The sequence below is a fragment of the Sphaerotilus microaerophilus genome (assembly GCF_023734135.1).
GTDB classification, from domain to species: Bacteria; Pseudomonadota; Gammaproteobacteria; order Burkholderiales; family Burkholderiaceae_C; genus Sphaerotilus; species Sphaerotilus microaerophilus.
In genome coordinates, this window is record NZ_AP025730.1 from 1,371,933 (window position 1) to 1,387,285 (window position 15,353).

A 15,353-nucleotide genomic window follows, 5' to 3' on the forward strand; every position below is an offset into this window, starting at 1 on the left:
GTGTCAATACACCCGTCCGCCGCGGAAGTGGGCGTGCTGCCGCCGGGTCAGTTCGGTCACCTTGCCGAGCGCGGCCATGGAGGCGCCAGCGTGGGCATGGGCGATCGCCAGGCCGAGCGCGTCGGCGGCGTCCTGCGGTGGCGCGGCGGCCAGGTTCAGCAGGCGCTTGACCATCTCCTGCACCTGCGCCTTGCGCGCCTGGCCGTGGCCGACCACGGCCTTCTTCATTTGCAGCGCGGTGTACTCGGTCACCGCGAGGTCCTTGGACACCAGCGCCGTCAGCGCCGCGCCGCGGGCCTGGCCGAGCAGCAGCGTGCTCTGCGGGTTGACGTTGACGAAGACGATTTCCACCGACGCGCAGTCCGGCTGGTAGGTGTCCACCACCTCGCGGATGCCGTCGAAGAGGATCTTCAGCCGCCCGGGCAGGTCGCCCAGTGCGGCCTCCTTGGTGCGCACCGTGCCGCTGGCCACGTAGGCCAGCCGCTGGCCGTCCGCGTCGATCAGCCCGAAGCCGGTGGTGGCCAGCCCGGGGTCGATGCCAAGGATGCGCAGGACGGCCATGCGCGCTGGGTCAGTGGCGGAAGTGGCGCGTGCCGGTGAAGACCATCGCGATGCCGCGCTCGTTCGCGGCGTCGATCACCTCCTGGTCGCGCATCGAGCCACCCGGGTGGATGACGCTAGTGGCGCCCGCATCGACCACCACGTCCAGGCCGTCGCGGAATGGGAAGAAGGCGTCGCTGGCCACCGCGGTGCCCTGCAGGCTCAGGCCGGCGGCCTGGGCCTTGATGCTGGCGATGCGGGCCGAGTCGAGGCGGCTCATCTGGCCGGCGCCGACGCCGAAGGTCATGCCGTCCTTGCAGAAGACGATGGCGTTGCTCTTGACGAAGCGGCCCACCTTCCAGGCGAACAGCAGATCCTGCATCTGCTGCTCGGTCGGCGCCAGCTTCGTGACCACCTTGACCTCGCCGACGATGTCCACGTTGTCGGCCGACTGCAGCAGCATGCCGCCGCCCACGCGCTTGAAGTCCAGCGCGTTGACGGCCGTGGTGATGGGCACCTCCAGCAGGCGCACATTGACCTTGCTGGCGTAGGCGGCGCGGGCGGCCGGGGTGATGGCCGGGGCGATCGCCACTTCGACGAAGTGCTTGTTGGCGTTGATCTTCTCGACCACGTCGGCGTCCAGCGGGCGGTTGAAGGCGATGATGCCGCCGAAGGCCGAGGTCGGGTCGGTCTTGAGCGCCTTCTCATAGGCTTCCAGCAGGGTCGCGCCGATGGCCACGCCACAGGGGTTGGCGTGCTTGACGATCACGCAGGCCGGCACGTCGAAGGCCTTGACGCATTCCCAGGCCGCATCGGCGTCGGCGATGTTGTTGAAGCTCAGTTCCTTGCCCTGGATCTGGGTCCAGCCCGCGAGCAGGCCGGCGGCCGGGGCGGCCTCCTTGTAGAAGGCGGCCGACTGGTGCGGGTTCTCGCCGTAGCGCATGCCCTGCACCTTGTGCAGCTGCAGGTTGAAGACGGCGGGGTACTCCTCGCGCTTCGGCACGGCGGCGGTGTTTTCCTCGGCGCCCGGCTCGATGGCGGTCAGGTAGTTGCTGATCATGCCGTCGTAGGCGGCGGTGTGCGAGAACACCTTCTTGGCCAGCCTGAACTTGGTGGCGCGCGTCAGGCTGCTGCCGTTGGAGGCAGCGAGCTCGGCCAGCACCTGCGGGTAGTCGGCCGGGTCGATCACGACGCCCACGTCCTGCCAGTTCTTGGCCGCGGCGCGCAGCATGGCCGGGCCACCGATGTCGATGTTCTCGATCGCGTCCTCGAAGGTGCAGTCCGCCTTGGCGGTGGCCTGGGCAAACGGGTACAGGTTGATGATCAGCAGGTCGATGGTGCCGATGCCGTGCTCCTTGAGCGCAGCCATGTGCTCGGGCACATCGCGGCGCGCCAGCAGGCCACCGTGCACGCGCGGGTGCAGGGTCTTGACGCGGCCGTCGAGCATCTCCGGGAAGCCGGTGATCTCGCTCACCTCGGTCACTGGCAGGCCGGCGCCGGCCAGCAGCTTGGCGGTGCCGCCGGTGGACAGCAGCTGGATGCCGTGGCCGTGCAGGGCCTGGGCGAATTCGACGATGCCGGTCTTGTCCGAGACCGAGAGCAGGGCGGTGGTCATGGTGTGTTCAGGTAGGAAGTGAGTTGTTTGGGACGCGTCGAGGGAGCCCGGCTCATTCGGCCAATTTGTGCTCCAGGAGTTTCCTGCGCAGCGTGTTGCGGTTGATGCCCAGCCACTCGGCGGCGCGGCTCTGGTTGCCTTCGGCCTGGGCCAGCACGACTTCCAGCAGCGGGCGCTCCACGGCCTTGATCACCATGTCGTACAGGCCGTTGGGCTCCATGCCTTCGAGGTCGCGGAAGTAGATGCCCAGGTTGGCGCGCACGGCAGCGTCGATGGGCAGGGGTGCGGCGTCGGCAGGGGCAGCAGCGTCCGGCGTGGCGGCGGGGTGGGAGGCATCGGTCGGCTGCAGGGTGTCGTCGCTGCTCATGCGGCGTGGTCCAGTTCGAAGAGGGCTTGATTCGCGGCGAGGGGATCGGCAGCGGTGGGCAGCGGCCAGCTCGGGTGCTGCTCGGCCAGTTCACCCAGGAAGTGGTCGAGCGCCTCGTGCTGGGCGCGGGCACTGTCGATGCGGTTCATCGCCGCGCGGAAGGTTCCCCCACCCGGCAGGGCATGCACGGCCCAGCCGATGTGCTTGCGGGCGCTGCGCACGCCCAGGTGTTCGCCGTAGAGGCTGTAGTGGTCGTCCAGGTGGGCCAGCAGCCAGCCACGCACCGCCTGGGTGGCGGGCGGGGCACGGTGCTCGCCGTGGCGCAGGAAATGGTCGATCTCGCCAAAGATCCAGGGCCGGCCCTGGGCGGCACGGCCGATCATCAGCGCGTCAGCGCCGGTGGCGGCCAGCACGGCGGCGGCCTTCTCGGGCCCGTCGATGTCGCCGTTGGCGACCACCGGGATGCGCAGCGCGGCCTTCACCGCAGCGATGGTCTCGTACTCGGCCGCGCCCTTGTAGCCCTGCTCGCGGGTGCGCCCATGCACGGTCAGCAGCGCGATGCCGGCGGACTCGGCGGCGCGGGCCAGGCGCAGCGCGTTGCGCTCGGCCTCGCACCAGCCGGTGCGCATCTTCAGCGTCACCGGCACGCCGCGCGGTGCGCAGGCGGCCACCACGGCCTCGACGATGGCCAGCGCGAGCGGCTCGTCGCGCATCAGCGCCGAGCCGGCCCAGACGTTGCACACCTTCTTGGCCGGGCAGCCCATGTTGATGTCGATGATCTGCGCGCCCGCGTCGATGTTGAAAAGCGCGGCCTCGGCCATCACCTGCGGTTCGGTGCCGGCGATCTGCACCGCGATCGGGCCCGGTTCGCCCTGGTGGTTCAGGCGGTGGCGGGTCTTGCGGCTGTCGCGCAGCTGGGGCTGCGAACTCACCATCTCGCTGACCGCATGGCCCGCGCCCAGGCGCCTGCAGAGCTGGCGGAAGGCGCGATCGGTCACGCCGGCCATCGGCGCGACGAACAGGCGGTTCGGCAGTTCGTGGGGCCCGATGTGCATGGGGCGGGGCGTGAGGTGCTGCAAAAGGAGGCAGGAGTATAGCGGCGTGAACCTTTGCACGATCCCCGGCGCGATCCTGTGTCGACCCGCAACGAGGACAATGATCCGATGGAAGCCTGGCTCGAATCCCTGGTCGCCTCCCTGCTCACGGCGCTCGCGCTGCCGCAGTACGGGCTGTCGACCGTCTTCATCGTCGCCACCATCTCCGCCACGCTGCTGCCGCTGGGTTCCGAGCCGGCGGTGTTCGGCCTGGTCAAGCTCAACCCGGAGCTGTTCTGGCCGGCCGTGCTGGTGGCCACCGCGGGCAACACGCTGGGCGGGGCGATCTCCTGGTGGATGGGTTGGGGGGCGGAGAAGGCCTACGAGAGCGTCACCCACCACAGCCCCGAGGTGCGCGCGCTGGTCATCCTGCAGCGCTTTGGCGCCAAGGCCTGCCTGCTGAGCTGGCTGCCGGTGGTCGGTGACCCGCTGTGCGCCGTGGCCGGCTGGCTGCGCCTGCCCTTCTGGCCCTGCGTGCTCTACATGGCGATCGGCAAGTTCGGCCGCTACGTGGTGATGACCGCGGCGCTGCTGTGGTTCTTCCCGGGCACGTTCACGCCCTGATGCCGTCCGGTCCGAACGGATCCAGGCGGCCCGGGTGTGCGCCTTGCCCCTCGCGGGTCTGCGGCCTTCCCCCTTTGGCGGGAGAGCCGATCGGCGGGCGCCGTTCATACTGCGCACCAGGAGCCCCGACGATGACGCCCACCAGCACAAGCACCGGCATGACCAACGGCACGACCGCACCCACCACCCCGGCCTACGACGAGCTGACCCGCCGCAACGAGCGTGCCTGGCGCCTGGAGCACCTCGGCTCCATCGCCGGCTGGGACCAGGCCGCCAACATGCCGCCCAAGGGCAACGAGGCGCGCGCCGCCGCGCTGGCCGAGCTAGGCTCGCTGCTGCACGGCCTGGCCACCGATCCGCTCCTGCCCGAGCTGCTCGACCGCGCCGAGCAGGAGCCGCTGGACCCTCTGCAGCGTGCCAACCTGCGCGAGATGCGGCGCGACTGGGTGGCCAACAACGCGCTGCCGGGCGGCTTGGTCGAGCAGCGCACCCTGGCGACCGCGCGCTGCGAGCACGCCTGGCGCACGCAGCGCCCGGCCAACGACTGGGCCGGCTTCGTCGAGAACCTGCGCCCGGTGGTGCGCATCGCCCGCGAGGAGGCGATCTGCCTGTCGCAGGCCACCGGGCTGGCGCCGTACGACGCGCTGATCGACCGCTTCGAGCCCGGCATGCGTGCGACTGAACTGGCGCGGCTGTTTGGCGACCTGCGCGGCTGGCTGCCGGACCTGATCGCGCGGGTGCGTGAGCGCCAGGCCGGCGAGACGGTGCTGCGCCCGACGGGGCCCTTCGACCGGGCGGCGCAGAAGGCGCTGGGCGAGGCGGCGATGCGGCTGCTGGACTTCGACTTCGATGCCGGGCGGCTCGACGAGAGCACCCACCCCTTCTCCGGCGGCGTGCCCGAGGACGTGCGCCTGACCACCCGCTACCTCGACGACGACCTGCAGCAGGCGCTGTACGGCGTGATCCACGAGACCGGCCACGCCCGCTATGAGCAGAGCCTGCCGCGCAGCCTCCTCGGCCAGCCGGTGGCCCGGGCGCGCTCCTTCGGCATCCACGAGAGCCAGAGCCTGTCCTTCGAGATGCAGCTGGGCATGCACCCCGGTTTCATCGGCCTGCTGGTGCCGTTGATCGAGCAGCACTTCGGGCACCAGGCGGCTTTCGCGCCGGCCAACCTGGCGCGCCTGCTGACGCGGGTGCACCCCGGTTTCATCCGCGTCGATGCCGATGAGCTGACCTACCCGGCGCATGTGATGCTGCGCTTCGAGATCGAGCAGGCCCTGATCGGCGGCGAGATCGAGGTGGAGGACATCCCCACGCTCTGGGATCAGAAGATGGCGGCCTACCTGGGCGTGGACACGCGGGGCAACTTCCGCGACGGCGCGATGCAGGACGTGCACTGGCCCAGCGGCGCCTTCGGCTACTTCCCCTGTTACACGCTGGGGGCGATGTACGCGGCGCAGTGGTTCGCCGCGATGCGCCGCGCCACGCCCGACCTGGACGCGCGCATCGCCGCGGGCGATCTAGCGCCGGTGTTCGGCTGGCTGCGCGAGCACATCTGGCTGCCCGCCTCGCGCTGGCCCACGCCCGAGCTGGCCCTGCGCGCCAGTGGCGAGCCGCTCAACCCGGCGCACTACCGGGCGCACCTGGAGCGGCGCTACCTGGGCTGAGGCGGACTGCATTCACGGCAGAGGCAGGGGCGCCCCTGCCCTGGGGCTTCCCTAGAATCGGCTGAAAAGGTTCTTCCTCGAACTGCCTGCCAACCGATTTCAACGGAGCCCGCCATGACGCACGCGCCCATCGACCTCTCCCACATCGTTCCGCGCGACAAGGCCGAGATCCTGTCGCAGGCGCTGCCCTACATCCGCAAGTTCCACGGCAAGACGCTGGTGATCAAGTACGGCGGCAATGCGATGACCGACCCGGCGCTGCAGCAGGACTTCGCCGAGGACATCGTGCTGCTCAAGCTGGTGGGCATGAACCCCATCGTGGTGCACGGCGGCGGCCCGCAGATCGACTCGGCGCTGGCCAAGATCGGCAAGAAGGGCACCTTCATCCAGGGCATGCGCGTCACCGACGAGGAGACCATGGACGTGGTCGAGTGGGTGCTCGCCGGCGAGGTGCAGCAGGAGATCGTCGGCCTGATCAACGCCGCGGGCGGCAAGGCCGTGGGCCTGACCGGCCGCGACGGCGGGTTGATCCGCGCGCGCAAGCTCAAGCTGCTGGACAAGGACGACCCGAGCAAGGAGCACGACGTCGGCCAGGTCGGCGAGATCGAGTCCATCGACCCGAGCGTGGTCAAGGCGCTGCAGGACGACCAGTTCATCCCGGTGATCAGCCCGATCGGCTTCGGCGCGGCCAACGAGAGCTACAACATCAACGCCGACCTGGTGGCCTCCAAGCTGGCCGAGGTGCTCAAGGCCGAGAAGCTGATGCTGCTGACCAACATCAAGGGCGTGCTGGACAAGGAGGGCAACCTGCTGACCGACCTGACCGCGCGGCGCATCGACGAGCTGGTGGCCGACGGCACCATCTCCGGCGGCATGCTGCCCAAGATCGCCGGCGCGCTGGACGCGGCCAAGAGCGGCGTGAACACGGTGCACATCGTCGACGGCCGCGTGCCGCACGCGATGCTGCTGGAGATCCTGACGGATCAGGCCTACGGGACGATGATCCGGTCGCATTGACCGCCCGACCTCCACCTGCCCTCCGAGGACTGCCGCCATGGGACTGCCCCAGCCGAAAGTGCCCTTCGACCGCCAGGACTACTTTGCCTGGGAGACCCAGCAGCCGACCAAGAATGAGTACGTGGCCGGCGAGGTCTTCGCCATGGTGGGCGCCCGCCAGGAGCATGCGCTGGTGGCGCTCGCGCTGGCGGCCCGTTTTCGCGAACACCTGCGCGGCACGCGTTGCCGTGCCTACCCGACGGACATGAAGCTGGAGGTCGAGGCGGCCGACGCGGTGTTCTACCCCGACGTGATGGTCAGCTGCGACGAGGCGGACCGCTCACGCGCGCTGGCGATCCAGGCGCCCTGCCTGATCGTGGAGGTGCTGTCGGACTCGACGGCGGCTTACGACCGGGGCGCCAAGTTCGCGGCCTATCGCCGCTTGCCCTCGCTGCAGGAGTACCTGCTGGTCGACATCGATGCGCGCCGGCTGGAGCTGTTCCGCCGCGAGACGGTGGGCTGGGTGCTGCACGAACCGGTGGGCGAGGGCGATGCCGCGCTGCTGCCGCTCACCAGCATCGGCCTGGACCTGACCGCGGCGGACACCTTCGGCGACCTGCAGGCGTGAGCGGCGACCGCGCTGCCCGCTCATCCAGGTCAGGCCGGCCGGTTTGGCTGTTCGACCTCGATAACACCCTGCACGACGCCTCGCACGCGGCGTTCGGGATGATCGACCGGTCGATGAACGACTACATCGAGCGCGAGCTGGCGGTGTCGGCCGAGGAGGCCAACCGGCTGCGCGGGCATTACTGGCACCGCTATGGCGCCACGCTGCTCGGCCTGATGCGCCACCACGGCGTGAAGGCGCCGCACTTCCTGCATCACACCCATGTGCTGCCGGGGCTGGAGAGCCGGCTGCGTGCCCACGCGCATGACCTCGCCGCGCTGGCGCGGCTGCCGGGGGCGAAGTTCATCCTGACCAACGCGCCGCTGGCCTATGCCGAGCGGGTGCTGGGCGCACTGGGCATGGCGCGGCTGTTCAATGGCGTGATCGCGATCGACCAGATGCGCATGTTCGGCCAGCTGCGCCCCAAGCCGGACGTGCGCATGCTGCGCCGCGTGGCGGTGCAGCTGCGCGTGCCGCCCGGGCGCTGCGTGCTGGTCGAGGACACGCTGGGCCACCAGAAGGCGGCGCGGCGCGTGGGCATGGGCACCGTGTGGATGCAGCGCTGGCTGCGGCGCAACGCGCACGGCCCCGAGGTGGGGGTCCGCCTGCACCGCCGACCTGTGTACGTGTGTGACAGAATCCGCAGCCTGCAGGCGCTGACCCGGTCGGTGGTCCTGCGGCGGTGCGGCTGATCGCTGGTCGCGCCTGAGTGCCTTGATGGATTCGAGCCGCGGCGCAGCGGCCATCGCTGCCCCTTTCGCCGTTCCCCCCGCTCTGCCCGCTCCCCCTGCTGTCACCCATGACCGAGTCGTCCGTCTCTGCTCCTGGCTTGCCCGCCGATGACCTCGTGCAGCCGCTGGCCGAGGGGACGGATGCCGCGGGGCCACCATCGCTGTCGCCATTGCCGGAGCCTTCGGCCCGTGATGACGCCGCCCTGGTCGCAGCGGCCCCGGCCGCCGCGCCGGCCCGCAAGCGGCCCAAGCCCGGCGAGCGCCGGGTGCAGATCCTGCAGACGCTGGCGCAGATGCTGGAGCAGCCCGGCGCCGAGCGCGTCACCACCGCGGCGCTGGCCGCGCGGCTGGAGGTGAGCGAGGCGGCGCTGTACCGCCACTTCGCCAGCAAGGCGCAGATGTTCGAGGGGCTGATCGAGTTCATCGAGACCAGCATCTTCACCCTCGTCAACCAGATCAGCGAGCGCGAGGCGACCGGCCAGGCCCAGGCGGCGCGCACGGTGGCGGTGCTGCTGCAGTTCGCCGAGAAGAACCCGGGCATGACACGGGTGATGGTGGGCGACGCGCTGGTATTCGAGCACGAGCGGCTGCAGGCACGCATGAACCAGTTCTTCGACCGCATCGAGTCGCAGCTGCGCCAGAGCCTGCGCCTGGCCGCCGAGGCGCGGGGCTCGGCCACGCCGACGGTGGAGTCCAGCGCGCTGGCCTCGGTGCTGACCAGCTTCTGCGCTGGCCGGCTGCAGCGCTACGCGCGCTCGGGTTTCAAGCGCAGCCCGACCGAGCACCTCGACGCCGCGCTGCGGCACTTGGTGCTCTGAACCACGACCGATCCCCGTCCGCTGGCGCCCTGGCGCTGACACTGGCAGGCGAAGCCCTCTGGTTGCTGCCCGAGCGCGCGCTGTGGTGGCCGGCACGCGCGATGCTGCTGGTGGCCGATGTGCATCTGGGCAAGGCGCAGAGCTTTCGCCGCCTGGGCGTGCCGGTGCCGGGTGGCAGTGGCAGTGAAACCCTGGCGCGGCTGAGCGGGCTGATCGACACCCTGGGCGTAGAAGAGCTGGTCTTCCTGGGCGACCTGCTGCACTCGCGCCACGCCCACGACGAGGCGCCAGCGGCGCTGCTGCGCGCCTGGCGGCAGCGCCACGCCGGCCTGGCCGTGACACTGGTGCGCGGCAACCACGATGACCGCGCCGGCGATCCGCCCGCCGATCTGGGCATCGCCCTGGTCGACGAACCATGGCGCGTCGGCCCCTTTGCGCTGTGCCACCACCCGCAGACGGTGGCGGGCGCCTACGCCCTGGCCGGGCACGTCCACCCCTGCGTGAACCTGGGCGGGCGGGCGCGGGACCGGCTGCGGCTGCCCTGCTTCCAGCTGGGGGCCGAGGCGGGCGTGCTGCCGGCCTTCGGCGCCTTCACCGGCATGCACCCGGTGCGGCCGCAGGCGGACGAGCGGTTGTACGTCATCGCTGACGACGCGGTGGTGGCGCTGCCGGGCGGCTGACCGCAGCGGCCGGGGCTGCGGCCGACCTTGGGCGGCCCGTACACTTCCCGCCATGGCTGATCTGGATACTTTTCTCACCCGGGCCGAGGCGCTGCTGGCGCGCCTGGAGGCCGTTCTCCCTCACCCCCTCACGGCGCCCGACTGGGATGCCGGCGTGGCCTTCCGCTACCGCAAGCGCGGCGCCAGCGGCTGGCTGGAGCCAGTGCGCCACGTGGCGACCATCCGCCTGGGCGACCTGCAGGAGGTCGACGCGCAGAAGGAGCGCCTGCTGCGCAACACCGCGCAGTTCGTGGCCGGCCGTCCGGCCAACAACGTGCTGCTGACCGGCGCGCGCGGCACCGGCAAGAGCTCGCTGATCAAGGCCTGCCTGAACGAGTTCGCGCCGCAGGGCCTGCGGCTGATCGAGGTGGACAAGGCCGACCTGACCGACCTGCCCGACCTGGCCGAGCTGGTGTCCGGGCGGCCGGAGCGCTTCGTCATCTACTGCGACGACCTCAGCTTCGAGGAGGGCGAGGCCGGCTACAAGGCGCTGAAGTCGATGCTCGACGGCACGGTGTCGCAGGGCGGCGAGAACGTGCTGATCTACGCCACCAGCAACCGCCGCCACCTGCTGCCCGAGCGGATGTTGGACAACCTCGGCGCCACCTACACCGACGAGGGTGAGCTGCACCCGGGCGAGGCGGTGGAGGAGAAGATCTCGCTGTCCGAGCGCTTTGGCATGTGGATCAGCTTCTACCCCTTCAGCCAGCGCGAGTACCTGGCGATCGCGGCCCAGTGGCTGCGCCACTTCGGTGCGGACGAGACGGCCATCGCCGCGGCGCGTCAGGAGGCGCTGGTCTGGGCGCTGGAGCGCGGGTCGCGCTCGGGCCGGGTGGCGCAGCAGTTTGCGCGCGACTACGTCGGCCGCGGCCTGCCGCAGGGCGATGTTGGCGGTGCGGCCGCCGGCGCGATGGCCGCAGGAAGTGACGACATCCCGGCCGGGCTGGACCATGTCTGAAGCGGTGCCGGGGCCAGCGGGCGAGCGCACGCCGGTGGACGTGGCGGTGGGCGTGCTGATCGAGCGCGATGCCGCCGGCCGGGAAGGCCGCTTCCTGCTGACCTCGCGGCCCGAGGGCAAGGTCTACGCCGGCTACTGGGAATTCCCGGGCGGCAAGCTGGAGGCGGGCGAATCGGTGGAGGCGGCGCTGGCGCGCGAGCTGCACGAGGAACTGGGCGTCACCATCGACACGGCCCAGGTGGAGCGCTGGCAGGAGCTGGTGATGGACTACCCGCACGCGCGCGTGCGCCTGCACTTCTGCAAGGTGTTCGGCTGGTCGGGCGAGTTCGAGATGCGCGAGCAGCAGGCGATGGCCTGGCAGACGCTGCCGACCGAGGTCGTGCCGGTGCTGCCGGGCACGGTGCCGGTGCTGCAGTGGCTGGCGGCCGAGCGCGAATTCGCCGGTGCCACGCACCGCGGCGATTGAAGCACCGGCTGCGGCCGGGGGCCAGGGTGCGGGTGTCAGTCCCCGCGCGGCGGGGGTTGGCGTGGATCGTCGTCTGGCGGCGCGTCGGCGGGGACGCTGTAGTCCCCGGCCGCCCAGGCGCCGAAGTCGATCTGCCGACAGCGTTCGCAGCAGAAGGGCCGCCAGGGGTTGGAGGGGGCGAACAGGCTGGGCCGGCGACAGGTGGGGCAGGCGACGGTGGGTGGCGGGCGCCGGCTGCCCGGCGTGAGGTCGGTCGTCACGGTGGGTTCTCAGCCTCTCAGGCGCACAGCGTCAGGTCGATGGACACGTCCTCCGGCGCGGGCCGCAGGCGGCCATCGGCATCGGCGCGCATCAGCCGCACCGCCAGCAGCAGCCGGTTGCCGCTGATCTCCGGCACGATGCGCAGCGCCGGGTCGATGCGCAGGCGCACCAGCTGGAAGCTGCGTCCGTTGCCCAGGCTCTGCTGGTACACGCCGCCACGCACCCGCACCGACTGGGCCGAGCCGGTTTCACGCAGCAGCGCCAGGCAGACCTCCAGCGCTTCGGCCAGCGGGTCGAGCGTGCCGACCCAGCGCAGCAGGTCGCCGCGCCGATGTTGCGCGCTCTCCTGTTGCCAGGCGTAGTAGCCGGGCAGGTCGAACTCGCAGGTGCCGCCGGGGATGTTGATGCGGCTGCGGATGCCCATCAGCCACTCGTTGTTCGAGAGGCTCGCGCCGGCCTTGCCGGGCAGCGACACGAGGCGCTCGCGCGATTGGTCGAGGCGGCGGATCGCCAGGTCCAGCGCCGCCTCGGAGATCGACGGGTTGCCGCGGTAGCCCGCCAGCTGCAGGCGCTGGCGGTCGAGTTCGAGCAGCAGGTCGCTCTTGAGGTCCGCCCGCGAGGCCACGTCCATGACCTCGAACAGCGTGGCCAGTGCGAAGTGGTGGTCCACCGCGTCGTCGCGCGGCAGCAGCAGCGTCAGGCGGCGGAACAGGTGTTCCAGCCGCAGCATGGTGCGGATGCTCTCGTTGAACGGGTATTCGTAGAAGATCAAGGCAGCGGGCTCCCGCGCTGGCAGCACATCGGGAAGGGGGTCACAGGGGGTGCGCAGCAATGCCCTGTGGCGACCAGCGGGATTGTTTCACAGCAGTGCAGCGAGCGGCGGCATTCAAGGCGGCAGCGGCCCGATCCAGGCCTGCCAGAGGCTGCGCACCTGGGCCTGCAACTGTGCCAGCGTGAGCCCGTCGTTGTAGATCACCGCATCGGCCACCGCGCGCCGGGCGCTGCGGCTGGCCTGCTGGGCGATCACGCGCTCGACCGCTTCGGCCGTCCAGCCATTGCGCTGCATCACGCGCTGCACCTGGGTGGCCTCGGCGCAGTCGACCACCAGCACCCGCTCGACCCGGCCGGCCCAGTGGCGCGACTCGACCAGCAGCGGCACGTCGAAGACGATCGGCGCATCGGCCGGTGCCCGGTCGGCCTCGGCCTGGGTGGCCACGCCGATCATCGGGTGCAGGATCGCCTCCAGCGCCTTGCGGGCATCCGGGTCGGCAAACACCCGCTCGCGCATATGGGCCCGGTCCAGCGCGCCGCTGGCATCGATCGCCGCGGCGCCGAATCGCTCGGCAATGGCCGGGATCGCCGCGCCGCCCGGGGCGGTGAGCTCGTGCGCCACCGCGTCGCTGTCGATCACCCAGGCGCCGAGGTCGCGCAGCAGGTTCGCCACGGTGCTCTTGCCGCTGCCGATGCCGCCGGTCAGGCCGATCTTGCGGATCGTGGGGGCGGCGCTCATCAGGCCCAGCCCATCCAGCGCATCACGCGCTCCGGCCCGGCCAGCAGCGCGACCAGCCCACCACCGGCCAGGAAGGGGCCGAAGGGCACGTAGCGACCCTCGCGCAGCGCACCCGAGAGCTTCATGCCGATGCCCACCACCGCACCGATCACCGAGGCGCCCAGGATCACCGGCAGCAGCATCGTCGGGCCCAGCCAGGCCCCCAGCGCGGCGAGCAGCTTGAAGTCGCCGCCGCCCATGCCGTCCTTGCCGGTGGTGAGCTTGAACAGCCAGTACACCGACCACAGGCTCAGGTAGCCGGCCACCGCGCCCCACAGCGCCTCGGCCAGCGGTAGCGTCCAGCCCAGGGCCGCAGCGATCAGCCCGGCCCAGGCCAGCGGCAGGGTCAGGGCATCGGGCAGCAGCGTGGTGTCCCAGTCGATCAGGCTGGCCGCCAGCAGCACGGCGGCAAAGCCGCACCACAGCAGCGCCACCGGCGCGCCACCGAAGCGGCTGCCGATCGCCACGAACAGCAGCGCGGTGACCGCCTCGACCAGCGGGTAGCGCACCCCGATCGGTGCCTGGCAGGCCGAGCAGCGCCCGCGCAGGCGCAGCCAGCCCAGCAGCGGCAGGTTCTCGTGCCAGCGGATCACGTGGCCGCAGTGCGGGCAGCGCGACGCCGGCCGCGCCAGGCCCAGCGGTGTGAGGCCGGAGAGGGCCTTGGTCAGGGTGGCTGCCATCGCTGCCATGCCGGCCGCCGGCTCGGCGCCGAGCACGCGGCGGTGCCCGTCCTCGTCGGCGAGCTGGTGCGACACCTCGCTCCACCACTGCCGCTCCATCATCAGCGGCAGGCGGTGCACGACCACGTTCAGGAAGCTGCCGATGCACAGGCCCAGCAGCGCCAGGCCCAGCGGATGACTCAGCGCGGCCAGCGCGCCCTGCAGATCAATGACCATCAACATCTCAAAGGCGACTGCCGGGGGTTGCGTTGCTGCCCATTCAAGCGGCAACCGTGGATCCGGCTTTGCCGGTCCACTGGTTGCGCCCCCTTGAGGGGGAGCGGCGTGAGTCGCTACGGGGGTGGGTGATCAGACGACTTGACCCAGTTTGAAGATCGGCAGGTACATCGAGACGACGATGCCGCCGATGATGGTGCCCAGCACGACGATGATGATCGGCTCCATCAGCGTGGACAGGCCCTTGACCGCCTCGTCCACCTCCTGCTCGTAGAAGTCCGCCACCTTGCCCAGCATCTGGTCCAGCGAGCCGGACTCCTCGCCGATCGAGCTCATCTGCAGCACCATGTTCGGGAAGATGCCGGTGGCCTGCATCGAGGCGGTGAGCGCCGTGCCGCTGGAGACGTCGCGCTGGATCTGCTCGGTGGCCGAAGTGAACACCGCGTTGCCGGCGGCGCCGCCCACCGAGTCCAGCGCCTCGACCAGCGGCACGCCGGCGGCGAACATGGTCGACAGCGTGCGCGACCAGCGCGCCACCGCCGCCTTGTGCACCAGCGGCCCGAAGATCGGCACCTTCAGCAGCAGCCGGTCCATGCTCATCTGCATCTTCGGCGAACGCCTCCAACTCTCCAGCAGCGTGTACACGCCCATGCCGATGCCGCCGAAGATCAGCAGCCAGTATTGGACGAAGAACTCCGAGATCGCGATGACGATCAGCGTGGGCAGTGGCAGGTCGGCGCCGAAGGACTGGAAGATCTCCTTGAATGAGGGGATCACGAAGATCATGATCACCGCCACCACCACGAAGGCCACCACCAGCACCGCCACCGGGTAGATCAGTGCCGAGCGGATCTTGTTCTGCAGCTCGATGGTCTTTTCCTGGTAGACCGCCAGGCGCTCCAGCAGAGTTTCCAGGATACCGGCGGCCTCGCCCGCCTCGACCAGGTTGCAGTACAGCGCATCGAACTGCATCGGGTGCTTGCGAAACGCCGCTGACAGGCTGGTGCCGGTCTCCACGTCGGAGCGGATGTCGGTGAGCATGCGCGTCAGCCGCGGGTTCGGGCTGCCGCGCGCCACGATGTCGAAGGACTGCAGCAGCGGCACGCCGGCCTTGAGCATCGTGGCCAGCTGGCGCGTGAACACGGCGATGTCCTTGCCCTTGATCGACTTGCCGCCGGAGGTGCGGCGCTTCTTGACCTTGCTGACCAGGATGCCCTGGCGGCGCAGGCTGGCGCTGACCATGGCCTCGCCACCCGCGCGCAGCTCGCCGCGCACCGCCTTGCCGTTGCGGTCCCGGCCTTCCCATTCGAAGACGTATTCCTTGATCTTCTTCGCCGCCGGTGCAGCTGCTGTGGCCATTGAGCCTCCGAAAATTGATGCGGGCGAGGTCGCCGTGCCCTCGGGGCGGCGCGCCGCTCGTTGCCGGCGGTTGACCGCCGGCTGCG

18 protein-coding genes are annotated in these 15,353 nt (G+C 70.7%); 9 read left to right on the plus strand and 9 right to left on the minus strand.

Annotated elements, in window-relative coordinates; genetic code table 11:
- Positions 1-3 precede the first annotated feature (3 nt).
- The 4 genes from ruvC to dusB all read right to left on the minus strand — a co-directional run bounded on the left by ruvC (position 4) and on the right by dusB (position 3,577).
- Positions 4-552, minus strand: a complete 549-nt coding sequence (gene ruvC, locus NGK70_RS06050) for a crossover junction endodeoxyribonuclease RuvC (RefSeq protein ID WP_251973695.1) — start codon at positions 550-552, stop codon at positions 4-6.
- A gap of 19 nt (positions 553-571) precedes the next feature.
- Positions 572-2,155 carry a bifunctional phosphoribosylaminoimidazolecarboxamide formyltransferase/IMP cyclohydrolase gene (gene purH / locus NGK70_RS06055; protein ID WP_251972376.1) on the minus strand — a complete coding sequence of 528 codons (1,584 nt, stop codon included), beginning with the start codon at positions 2,153-2,155 and terminating at the stop codon, positions 572-574.
- Between the two features lie 52 nt (positions 2,156-2,207).
- A complete protein-coding gene (locus NGK70_RS06060) occupies positions 2,208-2,435 on the minus strand; it encodes a helix-turn-helix domain-containing protein (RefSeq protein WP_251973696.1) in 228 nt (75 codons plus the stop codon).
- An 83-nt stretch (positions 2,436-2,518) separates the two neighbouring features.
- On the minus strand, positions 2,519-3,577 hold the full coding sequence (gene dusB / locus NGK70_RS06065; RefSeq protein ID WP_251972377.1) for a tRNA dihydrouridine synthase DusB: 1,059 nt from the start codon (positions 3,575-3,577) through the stop codon (positions 2,519-2,521).
- Positions 3,578-3,685: 108 nt separating this feature from the next.
- On the opposite strand from dusB, the gene NGK70_RS06070 reads away from it, so the two are divergent.
- The 9 genes from NGK70_RS06070 (at position 3,686) to NGK70_RS06110 (ending at position 11,202) form a co-directional block, all read left to right on the plus strand.
- Positions 3,686-4,180 carry a YqaA family protein gene (locus tag NGK70_RS06070; protein WP_251972378.1) on the plus strand — a complete coding sequence of 165 codons (495 nt, stop codon included), beginning with the start codon at positions 3,686-3,688 and terminating at the stop codon, positions 4,178-4,180.
- Positions 4,181-4,311: 131 nt separating this feature from the next.
- A complete protein-coding gene (locus NGK70_RS06075; RefSeq protein WP_251972379.1) occupies positions 4,312-5,847 on the plus strand; it encodes a carboxypeptidase M32 in 1,536 nt (511 codons plus the stop codon).
- 114 nt (positions 5,848-5,961) lie between these two features.
- On the plus strand, positions 5,962-6,864 hold the full coding sequence (argB, locus tag NGK70_RS06080) for an acetylglutamate kinase (protein ID WP_251972380.1): 903 nt from the start codon (positions 5,962-5,964) through the stop codon (positions 6,862-6,864).
- A gap of 37 nt (positions 6,865-6,901) precedes the next feature.
- Positions 6,902-7,471, plus strand: a complete 570-nt coding sequence (locus NGK70_RS06085; protein ID WP_251972381.1) for a Uma2 family endonuclease — start codon at positions 6,902-6,904, stop codon at positions 7,469-7,471.
- The gene (locus NGK70_RS06090; protein ID WP_251972382.1) at positions 7,468-8,202 is read left to right on the plus strand and encodes a pyrimidine 5'-nucleotidase; all 735 of its coding nucleotides are present in this window, start codon (positions 7,468-7,470) and stop codon (positions 8,200-8,202) included. The genes NGK70_RS06085 and NGK70_RS06090 overlap by 4 nt, the downstream gene beginning before the upstream one ends.
- Before the next feature lie 107 nt (positions 8,203-8,309).
- Positions 8,310-9,059: a nucleoid occlusion factor SlmA gene (gene slmA, locus NGK70_RS06095; protein ID WP_251972383.1), complete on the plus strand. Its 750-nt coding sequence runs from the start codon at positions 8,310-8,312 to the stop codon at positions 9,057-9,059.
- Positions 9,056-9,739, plus strand: coding sequence for a ligase-associated DNA damage response endonuclease PdeM (gene pdeM / locus NGK70_RS06100; protein WP_428985606.1), 684 nt, complete (start codon positions 9,056-9,058; stop codon positions 9,737-9,739). The genes slmA and pdeM overlap by 4 nt, the downstream gene beginning before the upstream one ends.
- 52 nt (positions 9,740-9,791) lie before the next feature.
- Entirely contained in the window at positions 9,792-10,736 is a 945-nt protein-coding gene (locus tag NGK70_RS06105; protein WP_251972385.1) for an ATP-binding protein, read from the plus strand.
- Entirely contained in the window at positions 10,729-11,202 is a 474-nt protein-coding gene (locus NGK70_RS06110) for an NUDIX domain-containing protein (protein ID WP_251972386.1), read from the plus strand. The genes NGK70_RS06105 and NGK70_RS06110 overlap by 8 nt, the downstream gene beginning before the upstream one ends.
- A gap of 35 nt (positions 11,203-11,237) precedes the next feature.
- Here NGK70_RS06110 and NGK70_RS06115 read toward each other — a convergent pair whose 3' ends face one another.
- The 5 genes from NGK70_RS06115 to NGK70_RS06135 form a co-directional block, all read right to left on the minus strand.
- Positions 11,238-11,462 (minus strand): DNA gyrase inhibitor YacG, encoded by a 225-nt coding sequence (locus NGK70_RS06115; protein ID WP_251972387.1) that lies wholly within the window; start codon positions 11,460-11,462, stop codon positions 11,238-11,240.
- A gap of 17 nt (positions 11,463-11,479) precedes the next feature.
- On the minus strand, positions 11,480-12,235 hold the full coding sequence (gene zapD, locus NGK70_RS06120; RefSeq protein WP_251972388.1) for a cell division protein ZapD: 756 nt from the start codon (positions 12,233-12,235) through the stop codon (positions 11,480-11,482).
- 114 nt (positions 12,236-12,349) lie between these two features.
- Positions 12,350-12,973: a dephospho-CoA kinase gene (coaE, locus tag NGK70_RS06125; protein ID WP_251972389.1), complete on the minus strand. Its 624-nt coding sequence runs from the start codon at positions 12,971-12,973 to the stop codon at positions 12,350-12,352.
- Positions 12,973-13,908, minus strand: coding sequence for a prepilin peptidase (locus NGK70_RS06130; protein WP_251972390.1), 936 nt, complete (start codon positions 13,906-13,908; stop codon positions 12,973-12,975). The genes coaE and NGK70_RS06130 overlap by 1 nt, the downstream gene beginning before the upstream one ends.
- Positions 13,909-14,040: 132 nt before the next feature.
- A complete protein-coding gene (locus NGK70_RS06135) occupies positions 14,041-15,267 on the minus strand; it encodes a type II secretion system F family protein (protein ID WP_251972391.1) in 1,227 nt (408 codons plus the stop codon).
- Between the last annotated feature and the right edge of the window lie 86 nt (positions 15,268-15,353).